The organism is Paenibacillus sp. FSL R7-0216 (assembly GCF_037969915.1).
In the GTDB taxonomy this organism is placed as follows: Bacteria; Bacillota; Bacilli; order Paenibacillales; family Paenibacillaceae; genus Fontibacillus; species Fontibacillus rhizolycopersici.
This window is the reverse complement of the sequence record NZ_CP150222.1, coordinates 3,162,888-3,178,506: the sequence shown is the minus strand read 5'-3', so window position 1 is coordinate 3,178,506 and position 15,619 is coordinate 3,162,888. Positions and strand designations below refer to the sequence as shown.

Sequence of the window (15,619 nt, the reverse complement as noted above, 5' to 3'; positions counted from 1 at the left end):
GAGGATTCTGATGAAATTTCGTAAATGGTTTATTCCTTTTCTTGTGTTGCTCTTCTTATGGCCTTATTCCGGAAATACGCCGGCAGCTGCCTCATCCGACATTCGGATTATTCTCGATGGTGTCGAGTTGTCCTCCGATACTTCGCCATACATTAAGCCCGGAGCGAACGTCACCATGGTCCCCCTTCGGGTGATTAGCGAAAACCTGGGAGCCCAGGTGGCCTGGTCCCAAACCGATAAAAAAGCGACGATTCAAAAAGACGGCAGCACGATTGTGCTTACAGTGGGGGATTCCACGGTTCAAGTGGACAGTAGCGCTATTCGCCTTGAAGCGTCCGTAGAGATCAGTTCGGGACGAACGATGGTCCCGCTTCGCTTTGTCAGTGAGCAGCTTGGAATTGCCGTTGATTGGAATGGACAAACTCGCACGATTTCGCTGACGAGTGGATCTGCGGAAGAGCCATCGGTTCCCGGCACAGGCGGGGGAGTTCCGCAAGGCGAGGTTCCTCAGCCTCCGGCTTCGGGCGATACCGCTAATGGGCTGCGAGGCGTTTGGGTATCCACCGTTTCAAACCTGGACTGGCCAAGCAAAAGCTCATACGGTAAGGTGGAAGCTCAGAAAGCCGAATACGTTCAACTGCTGGACGAAGTGCAGGCGATGGGCATGAACGCGGTATTCGTTCAAGTGCGCCCGTCGGCGGACGCGATCTACCCGTCCTCGTTGGTGCCATGGACCTCCTATTTGACAGGAACAGCTGGAAAGGATCCGGGATATGATCCGTTGCAGTTCCTGATTGAGGAGACGCACCGTCGCGGCATGGAATTCCATGCTTGGTTTAATCCGTTCCGTGCCAGCACGGGCGGCGACGCCAGCAAGCTTCCGGCCAATCATGTGGCGAACCTGCATCCGGAATGGATCGTAAAGTTCGACGGCAAGCTTTACATCAATCCGGGGATTCCGGAAGCCCGGGATCATGTCATTCGCGCGATCATGGAAGTTGTGAACGGATACGATATCGACGGTGTTCATTTGGACGATTATTTCTATCCAACCGGGGAAACGACCTCAAAGATATTTGCGGATGATGCGGCGTTTAAAGCCTATAACGTCAAGAAAATCGCAAATAAGGGCGACTGGCGCCGGGACAACATCAATCAGTTCGTACAGAAGCTGGGACAAAGCGTTGCCCAAGCCAAACCAAGCGTGTCTTACGGTATCAGTCCGTACGGGGTTTGGCGAAACAAGTCGAACGATTTAACGGGTTCTGATACGAAAGCCAGCGTTACGGCCTACGACAGCACATATGCCGATGTTCGTACCTGGATCAAACACGAGTGGATCGATTATGTGGCTCCGCAGATCTATTGGAGTATGACGCGCAAAGAGGTTCGGTATGACCTGCTGGCGGACTGGTGGGCCAGCGAGGTTAGAGGTACAAACGTGAAGCTCTATATCGGCCACGCGCCATATAAGCTGGGGACACCGGAGATTGGATGGTCCAGCGCGCAGGAAATCATCGACCAATTGAATTACAACCGCCAAGTTCCCGAAATCAGCGGCAGCATCTTCTTTAGCGCCAAGGATCTGCGGAAGAACCCGCTGGGCTTGATCCCGCTGCTGCAGTCTTATTATGGGATGTAGGCAGCTATAGGCATACGTACAGCCCCTCCCAACATACATAAGCAATAGACTGATGTAGGTTGGGGGGAAGGCACCTGATGCTAATGAACGGAGTGTTTGAAGGCGGCGGGGTCAAAGGGATTTCGTTGGCCGGTGCGGTCAGGGCGGCGGAGAAATACGGCGCGCGGTTTCATCGTGTGGCCGGAACTTCGTCCGGCTCGATTATCGCTTCCATGATTGCTGCAGGCTATACGGCTGATGAAATGAAAGAACTTATCTTGACCACGTCGTTTTCAAAATTTCTGAAGCGTGCGCCGATCTTTAATCTGGCGTTGATCGGTCCGGCCCTCCGTGTGCTCCTCAAGAAAGGATTATATGCCGGAGAGGCGCTGGAGGAGTGGGTGCGCCAGATCCTGCTGGCCAAAGGCATTCGCACATTTGGTGATCTCCCCCCGGGGAAGCTGACGATTATCGCCTCGGATATCACAAGCGGGAAAATCATGGTACTGCCGGACGACCTGCATAACATCGGTCTCAATCCGGCGACATTCGAAGTGGCCCGAGCGGTTCGCATGAGCTGCAGCATTCCCTATTTCTTTGATCCGGTGCTGTTGCGGCTGCCGCCGAAGCTTGCGAAAGGCAAACCGTTCGCCGAGCAGTTTCTACACATCGTTGACGGCGGACTGCTCAGCAATTTTCCATTATGGTTGTTTGATCGCGAAGAGCCACGGCACGGGGAGAGGCGTATTCCGACCGTCGGCTTTCAAATGGTCGGCAAAAATACGAATAAGCCGCATGGCATTACCGGTCCGTTTTCGATGCTGCAGGCGATCGTAGAGACGATGCTGTCCGCTCATGACGAGCGGTACATCGAGCAACCCAATCGTTATCGGACGATTAAGATTCCAACGCTTGGCATAGGCACGACACAATTCGATATCAGCGACGAGGAAAGCTTGCTGTTATTCGAATCGGGATTTCTGGCCGGAGACCGATTCTTCGGCAGTTGGAACATGCAGTTGTACGAGGATCAGTTCAAGAAGTATCAGCAAGCGTTCGCCGCGCTAAAATAAACCAAAAGGACGGTACCGCAATTTTAGCGGCACCGTCCTTTTACATTTTAATGATATTTAGGCAAATCGTCATCGCTTTTGCCTTTTTGCCCTTCAATAACTTGAAACGGATACGCTTTGCGTTTATCGCTTCGGGCAGGCTTGCGTTCCGCGGCTACTTTGGCCATTGTACGTGCCGAAGGTTTGATTTTCGGCTGTGCTTTCCGGTATTTCCGCGGCGGGAATTTGTACAGTAGAAAGACGATGCCGATGACGGCGACCGGAACGATAATGCTACTCCAAGGGATCCGATGGCTCACAAAGAGACTGTCGATAATGCCGACGCCGACCAAGAGGACGATGATCCAAAACATGATGCCTTGTTTTTTCATGTTACCTCATCCTTTCAAGGGATCCAAAGCCGAACCAACTGGCGTCTCGAGGACGCCGACTTGTTCCAATTGAGCATCTAACTCACGCATCCGATTAAACGAAGCGATGGATACTTCGACTTGATCATCGGACGGTTCCTTTGTCGTTAAGAGCTGCAACCATAGACCCGGATAGCCGAGGAAACGCAGCACCGGAATGTCCCGAACCGCATTGGTGAATCGCAGCATTTCGAACGAAAGACCAATGACGAGCGGGAGCAACAGCACGCGGATATATACGCGTTCCCAAAGCGAGTCCCAACTGAATATAGGCAAGGAATAAATGATAACTCCGACAATGACTGTCAAAATAATAAAGCTGCTGCCGCAGCGGTAATGCAGACGGCTGTATTTTTGCACATTGGCCGGGGTTAAATCTTCCCCTGCTTCATACGCGGAGATGACTTTATGTTCTGCCCCGTGGTATTGGAATAACCGTTTAATGACGGGCGTCTGCGACATCAGCCACAGATAACCAAGCAACAGGACGATTTTGATCGCGCCTTCGATGAGGGAGTGCAGTGTTTGACTCGCAAAAGCGTGCTGGAACAAGTATTGTTCCAAGAGTGCCGGTACCAAAGTGAAAATCAGCTTGCCCACGATAAAGGACAAGACGCCGACCACGGCAACCCCAAGCAGCATCGTGAGGGAGAAGCCGGACTCCTCTTTTTCCTTCTGTTTGGCGCGTTCTTCCGGGTCCATTTCGTCATCGGCCATCGCCTCTGCCGAATAGTTGAGGTGCTTAGAACCTTTGGCACTGGAGTCGACAATGCTGACGATTCCGCGAATCAGCGGGATTTTGCGCAGCCGTTTGACCCAATCCTTGTCTTCTTTAGGGACCTCCAAAAAGCTGATTTCCCCGGTCTTCCGGCGAACGGCGGTTACGTTGACATATTTTCCACCGAACATGACGCCTTCTATAACGGCTTGGCCGCCGTAAATCGTCGGTGCAGATTGTTCAGGCAAAACTTTCACCTTCCTACAATATATGAGTTTTGTGTGGCGTAAGCGGCGTGACATCAAGATTTGTAATGATTCCATTGTAACGGACTTTGCGGGCAAATTCTAGTTTGTTTAGTCTTTTTGGAAATGTACATACTAACCTTCAAAAAAACGAATGTAAATATTTCTATGGAAGGGAAGGATGCGAATGAAAGCGAACAAGGAAAAATCACATGCGAGGGTTCAGCCATGGCGGCAGCAGCGGCGTAAAAACACCAACATTTGGATGTTTGCGTTGGAGATCGGATTGTTTGCCGGATTGATCTGGGGGGGTGTCAAAGGCTTATTTTTCTATATGAGCTTTACCTCGGTATTGCCCGGCTATCTGGTGGAGCCATTCTTCAAAAATTCGTTCCTGAACAGTCAGGCTGGATATTACATTGGATGGCTGTCGTTTATCGTGTTGTCCATTCTGGCGACGATCCTCTATGTGGTAGCGTTCCGTAAACTGAAAGGCCCGGGCCCGGGGATCTTATACGGCATCGCCTGGTGGGGAATTTTGTTCGGTTTGCTCGGCCCGTTGCTGGATCTGATTCCTCCGCTGCGCGATCTGTCACGGACCACAATCATCAGCGAGTTTTGCCTGTATTTACTGTGGGGGTTGTTTATCGGATATACCACGGCGGAGGAATATACGGACGAACGGTCGCGTGAACCGAACAAAGCCCGCGAGCAGCATGCGCTTCAATAAGAGAGCGTCCGAAAAGTTATAGCTTCTCAAGCGACTCCCTCCTATGTTAAAATTATTTTTGGTTATTTTTCGGAAAGGGGGAGCCGCCTTGTATCGCATCTTCGTCATGAACGGACCGAACTTAAACATGCTTGGCGTACGCGAGCCCGGCGTTTACGGATCAGAGACACTCGGTGATATCGAAGATAAGCTGAAGGAACTGGCTGTGCCAAACGGGCTGGAGCTTTCCTTCTTTCAGTCCAACCATGAGGGCGAGCTGATTGATCGAATTCACGCCGCCTACGGAAACTCGGACGGAATTCTGCTGAATCCAGGTGCGTTGACGCATTACAGCTATGCGCTTCGGGACGCCCTGACTTCGGTGAAAATTCCTGTGGTCGAAGTTCATTTGTCTAATATCCATGCCCGCGAGGCGTTCCGTCATACCTCGGTCATTGCGCCGATCGCTGTCGGTCAAATCTCCGGATTTGGATCCTATGGCTATGAAATGGGACTGCTGGCGTTGAAACGGCATTTGGAACGGGGATAGCCGGAGGTTTCTAAACCAAGTGACCTTGAATTGACCTTGGATTCGACCGGTTGGCTTGAGACGAATAACTGCAAAAGTGCAGGAATTTCGGGCGATATTGGAGCTTAAGTCGAAAAAAGATGCAAAAATGCAGGGATTTTGGGTTGAATGAGCGTTATAGTCACTTTTTGCGAAATAAAACTGTATTTTTGCAGGTATTCACGTGATGTTGCCCTTTTTCAAGAGAATAACTGTATTTTTGCAGGAATTCCTTGGATTCATGTGGCAGATTCGATGCCGACCTCGCAACGCAGCCAATGCTTCGTGATCCAAAGATGGCATTTTGAACTACCGATTCAAATGAAGGTTCAAAAGGGCAGGTTTGGAGCACCGAGAAGGTTGGATGAAGTTAGGAAGTGAGTAGCGGAGCGTAGCTGCAAGCTACGTGAGCAACTGAAATGTTTCCGAAGGAAACATGCTTCGGAAGCATCGGCTTGGACCGGCTGAATTCAAGATTCGACGCCGACCTCGCATCCCAGCCAATGCTTCGTGATCCAAAGATGGCATTTTGAACTACCTTATAATAAGGGAGAGTTAGTTATGGCGAGTACACGTGTAACCCGGCTCCGCGAAGCGATGACATCGCAGCAGATCGAAGCCGTACTGATTACCGGAGAAGTGAACCGCCGCTATTTGACGGGATTTACGGGAAGTTCCGGCTATGTGCTGATTACGCATCAACAAGCCTGGCTGTTAACGGACTTCCGTTATTTGACACAGGCGGCCGAACAAGCGCCCGGGTTTGAAATTGTGGACCATGGTGCATCGGTCACTGGAACCATCCAAAGCCTGCTGCAACAAGAGAACATCGATCGGCTTGGATTTGAAGAAGAGCAAATGGTGTTTGCCACCTTCCGTTCTTACGAGCGCGAACTGCAGCCGGTGACGCTTGTTCCGCTGAGCGGTATGGTAGAAGAGTTGCGCATCTTCAAGGACGCTGAGGAATTGGCGATCATGAAAGAAGCAGCCGAACTGGCTGACCGGACTTTCCTGCATATGTTGGACGTCCTGAAGCCGGGAATGAGCGAATGGGATGCCGCGCTGGAGCTGGAAACGTTCATGAAGAAGAACGGGGCGACGGGTCCTTCCTTCGATACGATTATGGCCTCCGGGGAACGTTCCGCTCTGCCCCATGGCAGAGCAAGCGAACGCATCATGCAAGCGAACGAGCTGGTAACCATGGATTTCGGCGCCTTGTATAAGGGGTATTGCTCTGATATTACACGGACGGTTGCTTTGGGAACACCAACCGCCAAGCTGCGTGAAATATACGATATCGTCTTGGAAGCCCAACTGCATACGTTGGAATTCCTGCGTCCGGGGATGACCGGGCGGGAAGCCGATGCCTTAGCGCGTGACGTCATTACCCGTTACGGCTACGGCGATCAGTTCGGCCACAGCACCGGGCATGGCCTCGGGATGGAAGTGCATGAGGCCCCTCGCGTATCCAAAGCGAGCGACACGGTCTTGAAGCCGGGGATGGTCGTCACCGTGGAACCGGGGATCTACTTGCCGGGGATCGGCGGCGTTCGCATCGAGGACGATGTCGTGATCACGGAGACCGGAATCCGCCGGTTGACAGAGTCGACGAAGGATTTCATCGCGCTCGGCTAAAATAAGGGTGACGACGGTTTGATGTAGCCGGCACCCGGCTGTACGTGGTTTCGCAGGGACTCCAAGGTTGGGGGAAACAGCAGCTTACGTTGGCCGCTTGAATTTTGGGTATTTTTCAATTTTAATAGAGATGTTAACCCACTTGAGGAGGTACTTTTGTGATTTCAGTAAACGATTTTAAAACAGGCTTGACCGTCGAGGTGGACGGCGACATTTATACGGTGTTGGAGTTCCAACACGTAAAACCGGGGAAAGGCGCGGCGTTCGTCCGCTCCAAGCTGAAAAACCTGCGTAACGGGAACACGGTGGAAAAAACATTCCGCGCCGGTGAAACGATTGGCCGGGCGATGATTGAAAACCGCGACGTGCAATACTTGTATGCCAGCGGCCAAGAGCATACGTTCATGGATAACGAAACTTATGATCAGTTCTCGTTGACTTCGGATCAACTGGAGTGGGAGCTGAACTTCCTGAGAGAAAACATGAACGTCAAGATCGTCAGCTACCAAGGCGAAATTCTCGGGATCAACCTGCCGAACAGCGTCGAGCTGAAGGTAATTGAAACCGAACCGGGGATCAAAGGGAACACGGCTACCGGCGCAACCAAAAACGCGAAAGTCGAAACCGGCTTGAACGTTCAAGTTCCGCTCTTCATTAACGAAGATGATGTGCTCCTCATCGATACACGCGAAGGCAAATACATCTCGCGGGCATAGAATTCCCTGCGGTTGTTTGGTACAAGGCTCTGCTTCAGGCGGGGTCTTGTCCATCAAGCGGTATCCTCCACCTGACCTGGGTGGGGGAATTTTTGTTAATATCCGCAAAACCATTGACGAACTTCGGGGCTTTCGTATTATACTGGTTTAAAGCGTTACTGGATTTAATGGGCTGAACGCTCCAATTCGGAGCACCATTAGGGAGGGTCTGACTTGGCTTTATACGTGATGAAATTTGGAGGTAGCTCTGTAGGCGATACGGAGCGTATGCAGCGCGTCGCCCGGCGCGTTGTGGAAAAACAGCAAGAAGGGCATCAGGTCATGGTAGTGGTCTCTGCGATGGGCGATACAACGGACGATTTGATTGATCAGGCGAAGCTGTTGAATCCGAATCCGCCTCTGCGGGAAATGGATATGCTGATGACAACCGGCGAACAAATCTCCATCGCGCTGCTGGCGATGGCCATCGACGCGCTTGGTGCTAAAGCCGTTTCTTATACGGGCTGGCAGGCCGGTTTCCGCACGGAAGCAGAGCATGGTAGAGCCCGAATCACCGATATTAAGCCGGATCGAGTGCAGAAATCGCTGGAAGAAGGGAATATCGTCATCGTCGCCGGCTTCCAAGGGATGACCGAGGGCGGGGAGATCACCACGTTTGGGCGCGGCGGTTCCGATACGACGGCGGTAGCTTTGGCGGCAGCGACAGGCGCAGATTATTGCGAGATCTATACGGACGTGGACGGCATTTATTCCACCGACCCGCGGATCGTGAAGAATGCCCGTAAACTGAATGAAATTTCTTACGACGAAATGCTTGAGCTCGCGAACTTAGGCGCTGCGGTCCTGCACCCCCGTGCGGTGGAATATGCGAAGCACAACAAGGTCCGGCTCGTGGTCCGCTCCAGCTTTAACTATCATGAAGGTACGGTTGTGAAGGAGGAAGTCAATATGGAACAAGGTGTGGTAGTCAGCGGAATCGCTTATGATAAGAATGTGGCCCGCATCAGCATTCTGGGCGTGTCGCATGTCCCTGGCGTGCTGGCGAAGGTGTTCGGCTCGCTGGCCAATGCGAAAATCGATGTGGACATCATCGTTCAAAGCGGTGTAACGGACGGTAAAGCAGACTTCTCCTTTACGGTGGCCTTGTCCGATTGCGATAAAGCGGTGAAAGTGCTGGAAAGCATCCGTGGCGACCTGCCGTATGAGAATGTCACGTCTGAAGAAGGACTCGTGAAGGTGTCGATCGTTGGCGCCGGCATGGTTAGCCATCCGGGCGTCGCAGCGCAAATGTTCGACGTGATCTCGAAGCAAGGCGTAAATATCGTCATGGTCAGTACCTCGGAGATCAAGGTGTCCTGCGTCATCGACGGAAGCAAGCTGAACGAAGTCGTGACCGCGCTGCATACGGCCTACGGTTTAGATGCGGAGAGCACCGCTTTCGTTGGCGGGCCGCAAGATCGCCGGTAACCTACGGAACCCTGGAAAATATCAAAACGAAATCCCCTGGAGCTATGGCTTCGGGGGATTTTTTTAATAAATAGAAATTGTCGGGCATATCGTTAAGAGAACGGATGGGACAAGAAGGAGGTACATATGCTTGATAAATTCGTGACAAGTATGGCGGCCTTACGCATCTTCTCGGGAACGGTCGAGATCCTGGCAGCGCTGCTTATGCTTAAGTTGGGAAGGGTAGACAAAGCGCTCGCCGTCAATTCGGCGCTAGCATTCGTTGGACCAACCATTCTGCTCATCACTACGTCCATCGGCCTTGCCGGCATCGCCGACAAACTTTCCTGGGGGAAGATGGTATGGATTGGCTGCGGCGTGGCGTGTCTCTTAATCGGTATTTTAAAGAAATGATAGAGTTCCCTAGCATAATGGCAAAGTACAAGCATACACATGTCATATAGCAAAAAACAAACCAATTAAGAGATGCATGAAAGTAAGAGTTTTGGGGGTACGTCTATGAACCCAAGTTGGTTAACCGTATTTCCCGACAATCTCCGGGCTTTGCTGCTTAAGCTTCCGCCTTCTATCTTTCCGGGTTTGGAAGAGATCCGCATTCGCGAGGGACGACCGCTAGAGATTAACGCAGGCGGCCGCTACTACTTTCTAACGCCCGACGGAGAGATGACGAGGAATCCGGACGCTGCGTACAAGCCGGGCAAGCAAGACGGCAATCGTCTGCTCGATCTGATCACTAACCATTCGCTCTACACGATGGAAGAAGAGCTTCGCAAAGGGTTTATTACGATCGCCGGCGGACATCGGATTGGACTGGCTGGCAGAACCCTGCTGAGCGGAGGAAGAGTCGAGCATCTGCGCGACATCAGTGGGTTTAACGTGCGGATTGCCCGAGAGATTCGAGGCATCGCCGATCCCATCCTGCCGAAGCTGCTGGATTTCAGGCACAAAACGGTGAATCACACTTTGATCCTGTCGCCGCCGCAGCAAGGGAAAACGACGCTGATCCGAGATTTGGCCCGTCAGATCAGCAACGGAACCTGGGGACATCCTGAGGCGTCCTGGCCTGGATTGAAGGTCGGGGTGATCGACGAACGCTCGGAGATCGCCGGCAGCAAGCGGGGGGTACCCGGCTTTGACGTCGGTCCGCGCACCGATGTGATGGACGGTTGCCCGAAGGCCGAGGGGATTATGATGATGATCCGCTCCATGTCGCCAGACGTCCTTATCGTTGATGAGATCGGCCGACCGGAGGATGCCGAGGCTTTAGCCGAGGCGCTGCACGCCGGTGTGCGGGTGATCGCCACGGCGCATGGATCGAGTGTAGACGATTTGGCGGCCCGCCCTGCGTTGTCCAAGCTCACGGAGAGCTCCTTCTTCCAGATGTACGCGGTACTGGCGCGGACGGACAAGGGTCTGGCATTCAAGCTGTGGGACGGCAAACGCCGCGGTATTCCGGCGGCCGCACCCAGTTGGAAAGGCAGGGAAGAGAATGTTTAAAATGTTTGGCGCCGTACTTGTTCTGCTGACCGCCACCTTGGCTGGTTTCATGCAGGCCAGACAATTTGCCGCCCGGCCCAGCCAAATCCGGCGGCTCATCCTTGCTTTAAAACGGCTTGAAACGGAAATCATGTACGGCTTCACCCCGCTGCCGGACGCCCTTCGGAGAATCGGGGAGCAAAGCGGGGAGCCGATCCGTGCGATCTTCGTAAACGCGGCGGACAACATGAGTTCGGCCCACCCGTGGACCGCCCAAGAAAGTCTGGAGCAAGCCGTTACGAAGCTGTGGAAATATACCGCCATGAAGGCGCCTGAGCAAGAGGTCATCCGGCAGCTCAGCTTGACTCTCGGGACAAGCGACCGGAAAGACCAGTTGGGCCACCTGGCCACGGCGGTGCGGCAGCTGGAAAGCGAGGAATCGACGGCACGGGAAGAACAAGCCCGCTATGAGAAAATGTATCGAAGCTTGGGCCTTTTGTGCGGAGCGTTCATCGTCATTTTGTTCTACTGAATACCATTTCCCTCCACGGCTGATTGTCGCCTGTGAAATCGTTAGTGAGGTGCCAAATCAATGAACATAGAAGTGAACGCCATTTTTCAGATTGCGGGCATCGGCATCATTATCGCCATGATCCATACGGTGCTGAAGCAGATGGGAAAAGAGGACATGGCGCATTGGGTGACGCTGATCGGGTTCGTTGTCGTCCTGTTTATGGTCATCCGGCTGCTTGACAGTCTGTTTCAGGAAATCAAATCGATCTTCTTATTCCAGTAGGTGAGCGCACCGTGGAAATCATCCAAATAGTAGGGCTTGGGCTCATCGCAACCGTGCTGGTCCTGGTCGTCAAGGAACAAAAGCCGATGTTCGCATTCCTGATCGCCGCAAGCACGGGCGTTCTGATCTTTCTGTATCTGATCGGCAAAATCGGCGGGATCATTGAGGTATTGGAGGATCTGGCCGATAAGTCCGGAGTCCAGATGATCTATCTGAAGACGATTCTAAAAATTATCGGAATCGCTTATATCGCCGAATTCGGTGCGCAAATCGTACGAGATGCCGGACAAGAGAGCATCGCCAGCAAAATCGAGATGGCGGGAAAAGTGCTCATCATGGTGCTCGCCATTCCGATCATCAGCATTATTATCGAGACGGTCATCAAGCTGCTGCCGGCATAGAAGGTTGCATCAGATTGGGGAGAAGGACTTATGCTCGCTACGAATGAACGATGGCACGGCACTACGCTGCTCTTGATTTTGCTAGGAGTGCTGCTGTTTTGGTACATGCCCGTCATCGCCTCTGCCGAAGGGGAAGGAGATAACTGGATCCAGCGCCAGGCCGAGGAGCTTCCAACCGATCAGGTCGAAAGGTATTGGCAGCAACTGATGGAAGATTACGGGGGATTTTTCCCAGATCAGAAGGTCCCGTCTTTTATGGATATGCTCCTGCAACAGGATCAAAGCTTCAGTCTAAAATCGGGACTAGGCGGTCTGATGCGATATATGTGGCATGAAGTCCTTTACAACGGGCACATTTTGGTCACTATCGTGCTACTTTCCATCTTCAGCATGATCCTTGAAACTTTGCAAACCGCGTTCGAACGCAAGCAGGTGAGCAAAGTGGCCTACTCCATCTGCTACATGGTGATTCTAGTTATGGCGATCAACAGCTTTCATGTGGCGATTACGTATGCCACGAATGCGATTAGCGGGATGATCGACTTCATGATGGCGATGGTACCGCTGCTATTCACGCTTCTGGCCTCCCTGGGAAATGCGGTGACAGTGACGGTGACCCATCCATTGGTCGTGTTTATGGTCCACGCGGTAGGAACGACCGTGCATACGATCGTCTTCCCGCTGTTGTTCTTCTCGGCGGTGCTGCACATCGTCAGCTCGTTGTCCGACAAATATAAGCTCACCCAGCTCGCCAATTTACTGCGAACGGTCAGCATGGCTTTATTAGGAGTACTGCTCACCATTTTTCTCGGCGTGATTTCCGTCAAAGGTATCGCCGGGTCAGTGGCGGACGGGGTCACGCTGCGGACGGCCAAATACTTAACGGGCAATTTCGTACCGGTCGTCGGCAAGGTGTTTGCCGATGCTACGGACACGGTCATCTCGGCTTCCCTGCTTGTCAAAAACTCGATCGGCTTGGTCGGGGTCATCATCCTGCTGTTCCTCTGCGCTTTTCCGGCGATCAAAATTATCACGCTGGCGTTGATCTTCAACCTGGCTGCGGCGGTCATGCAGCCGCTGGGAGATTCGCCGGTCATCACTTGCCTGGAAACGATCGGAAAGAGCATGCTGTACGTTTTTGCGGCACTGGCCGCGGTGGGCATGATGTTCTTTCTGGCGATCACGATCATGCTGACCGCCGGGAACATCACCGTCATGATGAGGTGAGACGCCTTTCGGACAAGAACGACTTTACAAGGGGTGGTGATCATGCATGGATTGGCTGGCGGAGTGGCTGAGAGAAATTATCTTCATCGTACTGATTGCGGTTTTTATCGATTTGCTGCTACCCAACCGCGCGATGGAGCGCTACGTCAAATTCGTGGTCAGCCTGCTGATCCTGCTGACGCTGCTATCCCCGGTGATGCGCTTCTTCTCGGCGGATGCCAAAGACCAACTGGAGGCCGCGTTTGCGACCAGTTGGGACGGACTGGGGGGCGATTTCCCGGGTCAAAGCACGGAGGTGATCCTGCAGCAGGGGGAGAAGTTAAGGCAAAAGCAGGAATCCGAAGCGCTCGCATGGGCAGGTGAGGAGGCGGCGAGACAAATGAAGCAACAAATTGAACGATCGACCGGGCAGCAAGTCGACCGGGTCACTGTGAAGCTAAGAACAGAGCCCGCAAAAGCTCAAGCCGGAGCTGGCAAAACAACTCCACCTGCTGCGGAGCCGGTGATCTCTGAGGTCGAGGTCGTCATGGCGCAGGTCAAGCCGGAAGAGGAGGGCGCTGATCCCGGGGCAGCCGGACGGGGGCCGGAGGTATCGATCGCACCGGTAGATAAGATCCAGATCAGCGTGAATACGAAAGAGAATTCCGGTGAACCCAGGGGCGCGCAAGACCAGACCGAATCACAGACGAGTACGGCGATGGCCGGATCCGATGAAGACGAAATCGCAGCAGGGGAACTTGCCGAATCCAGAGACAACTCCAAGGGTGATGGCGGATCGGCGGCAACCCCGTTGGTCTCGCAAATCGAAGAACTGCTCCAGCAGAACTGGGGCGTAGCTAAAGAGGCAGTCACGGTCCTTGGGGCCGCAAATCTAACCGAAGATAACGCCGGGAGGTGATGAAAGTGCCGGGATGGCTGAAGAAACTGGAGCAATGGCTTGGCCGGGGAGCGGAAGGCAAAAAAACCGCAAGTACGTTTCGTTGGCTGCTGATCCTCGGGCTGGTCGGGATCGCCATTATGCTGTTCAATTCCTTCGTAAACGTCAAACAGCTGGAACCCAACGGCGAAGGGAGCCGTGAACCGCCTATGATGCAGGAAATCGCCGGTTCGTCAGGAACCGCGGGCGGAACGGGGGAGGATGATTTCAGCAGCATCGAAATGACGCTCGAAGGCAAGACCAAGGAAATCCTGGAAAAAATCGTGGGAGTCGGTGCGGTGGATGTGCTTGTCACCATTGATTCGACAGAGGAGATCGTAGTTCAGCGAAACATCAAGGACTCGCAGGAGTTAACGGAAGAAAGCGATGCGGATGGAGGCAAACGGCACATCACCCAATATACCCGGGACGGTCAGATCGTCACCTATGAGGCTTCAGGCAGCGAGCAGCCGATCGTGACCAAGAAGATCAAACCCAAGGTTCGCGGTGTCCTGATTGTAGCACGGGGAGCGGAGAACAAAACGGTGAAAAGCCTGATCGTCGATGCCGTCGAAAAGGGGCTGAACGTGCCGGCTTATCGGATCTCCGTCGTACCGCGCAAGCAATCTCAATAATTAATAATCAGGAAGCAAACGTTTATTTTTAATAATTTTGAGGAGGAATTCCATTATGAAATCCAAAAGACAAACGATTTGGCTGGTATCCATGCTGAGCTTGATGGTCATTTTATCTGCCTACTACCTGTTTACGGAAGATAGTCCGAAGACTTCGACGCCAACCGATGGACAGCAAGTGAGTACGACAAATAACGGGATGAACGGAAATGCGGCGGGGGATGACGTGATCTTGTCGGAAGTGACGACGGACGGAAGTGAGAACGGCAGCATCGTTACGGACGACACCGCGGCTGCAGATCAAACCGAAGCAACTGCCGGCAACGATGGAACGGAACAGGCGGACGTAGCGAAAACCGATGACGTTGCGACTTCCGATAATACGCAAACGACGGATGCCGGTAAAGCGGCGGAAGGCACCCCGGCTACTACGAATGACGAGCAGAAGCCAGCGGCAACGGATGAAGATGTGCTGAGTCAGTTGGAAGCCCAAGGCGTATCCTCCACGGACACGCTGAACGCGTACCAATTCGCCCGGACCCAAGACAACATGAAGAAGCAGGAAGAGCTGATGCAAGCGATTGGCGACGAGAACAAAACGTTGGACGAAGCCGCAATGGCTCAACAAGAATTAAGCGCTTTGGAAGAGAAGGAAGCAAAAATCTATGATATCGAGGAAAGACTCAAACAGCAGTACGCCAATGCCGTCGTAACGGAAGCGGACGACAAGTACAAAGTGGTCGTTGTCAGCGAGAAGATGGAAGCGAAGGAAGCCGTAAGCATCATGGACCTGGTGATCAAGGAACTAGGCGTATCCCAGGATAAAGTCAGCGTACAATACGTGACGCAATAAGGAAAACAGCTCTTAAAACTAGGGACCGATAGGTTCCGATCTCTGGAAGGGTCCGAGGTAACTTGGACTCTTTCCATTTTGATCGATTATGATATAATACATAAAGTTATGAGCCGAGAAGGCTTATGGTTTAAGGCCAAGGCTTTTCCTACA

Annotated in this window: 18 protein-coding genes; 16 read left to right on the top strand and 2 right to left on the bottom strand. The window is 52.8% G+C overall.

Annotated features, from left to right (window positions below; translation table 11 throughout):
- Nucleotides 1-10 precede the first annotated feature (10 nt).
- Together MKZ15_RS14510 and MKZ15_RS14505 are read left to right on the top strand one after the other, a co-directional pair.
- Nucleotides 11-1,642 carry a family 10 glycosylhydrolase gene (locus MKZ15_RS14510; protein ID WP_339816647.1) on the top strand — a complete coding sequence of 544 codons (1,632 nt, stop codon included), beginning with the start codon at nt 11-13 and terminating at the stop codon, nt 1,640-1,642.
- Nucleotides 1,643-1,719: 77 nt separating this feature from the next.
- The gene (locus tag MKZ15_RS14505) at nt 1,720-2,694 is read left to right on the top strand and encodes a patatin-like phospholipase family protein (RefSeq protein WP_339816646.1); all 975 of its coding nucleotides are present in this window, start codon (nt 1,720-1,722) and stop codon (nt 2,692-2,694) included.
- Between the two features lie 47 nt (nt 2,695-2,741).
- Here MKZ15_RS14505 and MKZ15_RS14500 read toward each other — a convergent pair whose 3' ends face one another.
- Both MKZ15_RS14500 and MKZ15_RS14495 read right to left on the bottom strand, forming a co-directional pair.
- A complete protein-coding gene (locus MKZ15_RS14500) occupies nt 2,742-3,065 on the bottom strand; it encodes a hypothetical protein (protein ID WP_155605473.1) in 324 nt (107 codons plus the stop codon).
- Between the two features lie 6 nt (nt 3,066-3,071).
- Nucleotides 3,072-4,070, bottom strand: coding sequence for a DUF1385 domain-containing protein (locus tag MKZ15_RS14495; protein ID WP_339816645.1), 999 nt, complete (start codon nt 4,068-4,070; stop codon nt 3,072-3,074).
- Nucleotides 4,071-4,254: 184 nt separating this feature from the next.
- Between MKZ15_RS14495 and MKZ15_RS14490 the strand changes: the two genes are divergently transcribed.
- The 14 genes from MKZ15_RS14490 (at nt 4,255) to MKZ15_RS14425 (ending at nt 15,466) form a co-directional block, all read left to right on the top strand.
- Nucleotides 4,255-4,797 carry a YqhR family membrane protein gene (locus MKZ15_RS14490; RefSeq protein WP_339816644.1) on the top strand — a complete coding sequence of 181 codons (543 nt, stop codon included), beginning with the start codon at nt 4,255-4,257 and terminating at the stop codon, nt 4,795-4,797.
- 88 nt (nt 4,798-4,885) lie between these two features.
- Complete coding sequence (gene aroQ / locus MKZ15_RS14485; RefSeq protein WP_193415914.1) at nt 4,886-5,326, top strand: type II 3-dehydroquinate dehydratase; 441 nt, start codon at nt 4,886-4,888, stop codon at nt 5,324-5,326.
- Nucleotides 5,327-5,905: 579 nt separating this feature from the next.
- Nucleotides 5,906-6,979, top strand: a complete 1,074-nt coding sequence (locus tag MKZ15_RS14480; protein ID WP_213622786.1) for a Xaa-Pro peptidase family protein — start codon at nt 5,906-5,908, stop codon at nt 6,977-6,979.
- Nucleotides 6,980-7,137: 158 nt separating this feature from the next.
- Complete coding sequence (gene efp, locus MKZ15_RS14475) at nt 7,138-7,695, top strand: elongation factor P (RefSeq protein ID WP_193415917.1); 558 nt, start codon at nt 7,138-7,140, stop codon at nt 7,693-7,695.
- 213 nt (nt 7,696-7,908) lie between these two features.
- The gene (locus MKZ15_RS14470; RefSeq protein ID WP_339816641.1) at nt 7,909-9,162 is read left to right on the top strand and encodes an aspartate kinase; all 1,254 of its coding nucleotides are present in this window, start codon (nt 7,909-7,911) and stop codon (nt 9,160-9,162) included.
- 126 nt (nt 9,163-9,288) lie between these two features.
- Nucleotides 9,289-9,555, top strand: coding sequence for a YqhV family protein (locus MKZ15_RS14465; RefSeq protein WP_193415919.1), 267 nt, complete (start codon nt 9,289-9,291; stop codon nt 9,553-9,555).
- 105 nt (nt 9,556-9,660) lie between these two features.
- On the top strand, nt 9,661-10,659 hold the full coding sequence (gene spoIIIAA, locus MKZ15_RS14460) for a stage III sporulation protein AA (RefSeq protein ID WP_339816640.1): 999 nt from the start codon (nt 9,661-9,663) through the stop codon (nt 10,657-10,659).
- Nucleotides 10,652-11,170 (top strand): stage III sporulation protein SpoIIIAB, encoded by a 519-nt coding sequence (spoIIIAB, locus tag MKZ15_RS14455; protein WP_213622789.1) that lies wholly within the window; start codon nt 10,652-10,654, stop codon nt 11,168-11,170. The genes spoIIIAA and spoIIIAB overlap by 8 nt, the downstream gene beginning before the upstream one ends.
- Before the next feature lie 60 nt (nt 11,171-11,230).
- Complete coding sequence (spoIIIAC, locus tag MKZ15_RS14450) at nt 11,231-11,434, top strand: stage III sporulation protein AC (RefSeq protein WP_009225775.1); 204 nt, start codon at nt 11,231-11,233, stop codon at nt 11,432-11,434.
- A gap of 11 nt (nt 11,435-11,445) precedes the next feature.
- Nucleotides 11,446-11,835 (top strand): stage III sporulation protein AD, encoded by a 390-nt coding sequence (gene spoIIIAD / locus MKZ15_RS14445; RefSeq protein ID WP_068785165.1) that lies wholly within the window; start codon nt 11,446-11,448, stop codon nt 11,833-11,835.
- A 30-nt stretch (nt 11,836-11,865) separates the two neighbouring features.
- Complete coding sequence (gene spoIIIAE, locus MKZ15_RS14440; RefSeq protein WP_339816639.1) at nt 11,866-13,062, top strand: stage III sporulation protein AE; 1,197 nt, start codon at nt 11,866-11,868, stop codon at nt 13,060-13,062.
- Nucleotides 13,063-13,108: 46 nt separating this feature from the next.
- The gene (gene spoIIIAF, locus MKZ15_RS14435; protein ID WP_339816637.1) at nt 13,109-13,960 is read left to right on the top strand and encodes a stage III sporulation protein AF; all 852 of its coding nucleotides are present in this window, start codon (nt 13,109-13,111) and stop codon (nt 13,958-13,960) included.
- A gap of 5 nt (nt 13,961-13,965) precedes the next feature.
- Nucleotides 13,966-14,613 carry a stage III sporulation protein AG gene (spoIIIAG, locus tag MKZ15_RS14430; RefSeq protein ID WP_213622792.1) on the top strand — a complete coding sequence of 216 codons (648 nt, stop codon included), beginning with the start codon at nt 13,966-13,968 and terminating at the stop codon, nt 14,611-14,613.
- Between the two features lie 55 nt (nt 14,614-14,668).
- Nucleotides 14,669-15,466 (top strand): SpoIIIAH-like family protein, encoded by a 798-nt coding sequence (locus MKZ15_RS14425; RefSeq protein WP_193415925.1) that lies wholly within the window; start codon nt 14,669-14,671, stop codon nt 15,464-15,466.
- Nucleotides 15,467-15,619: the final 153 nt, after the last annotated feature.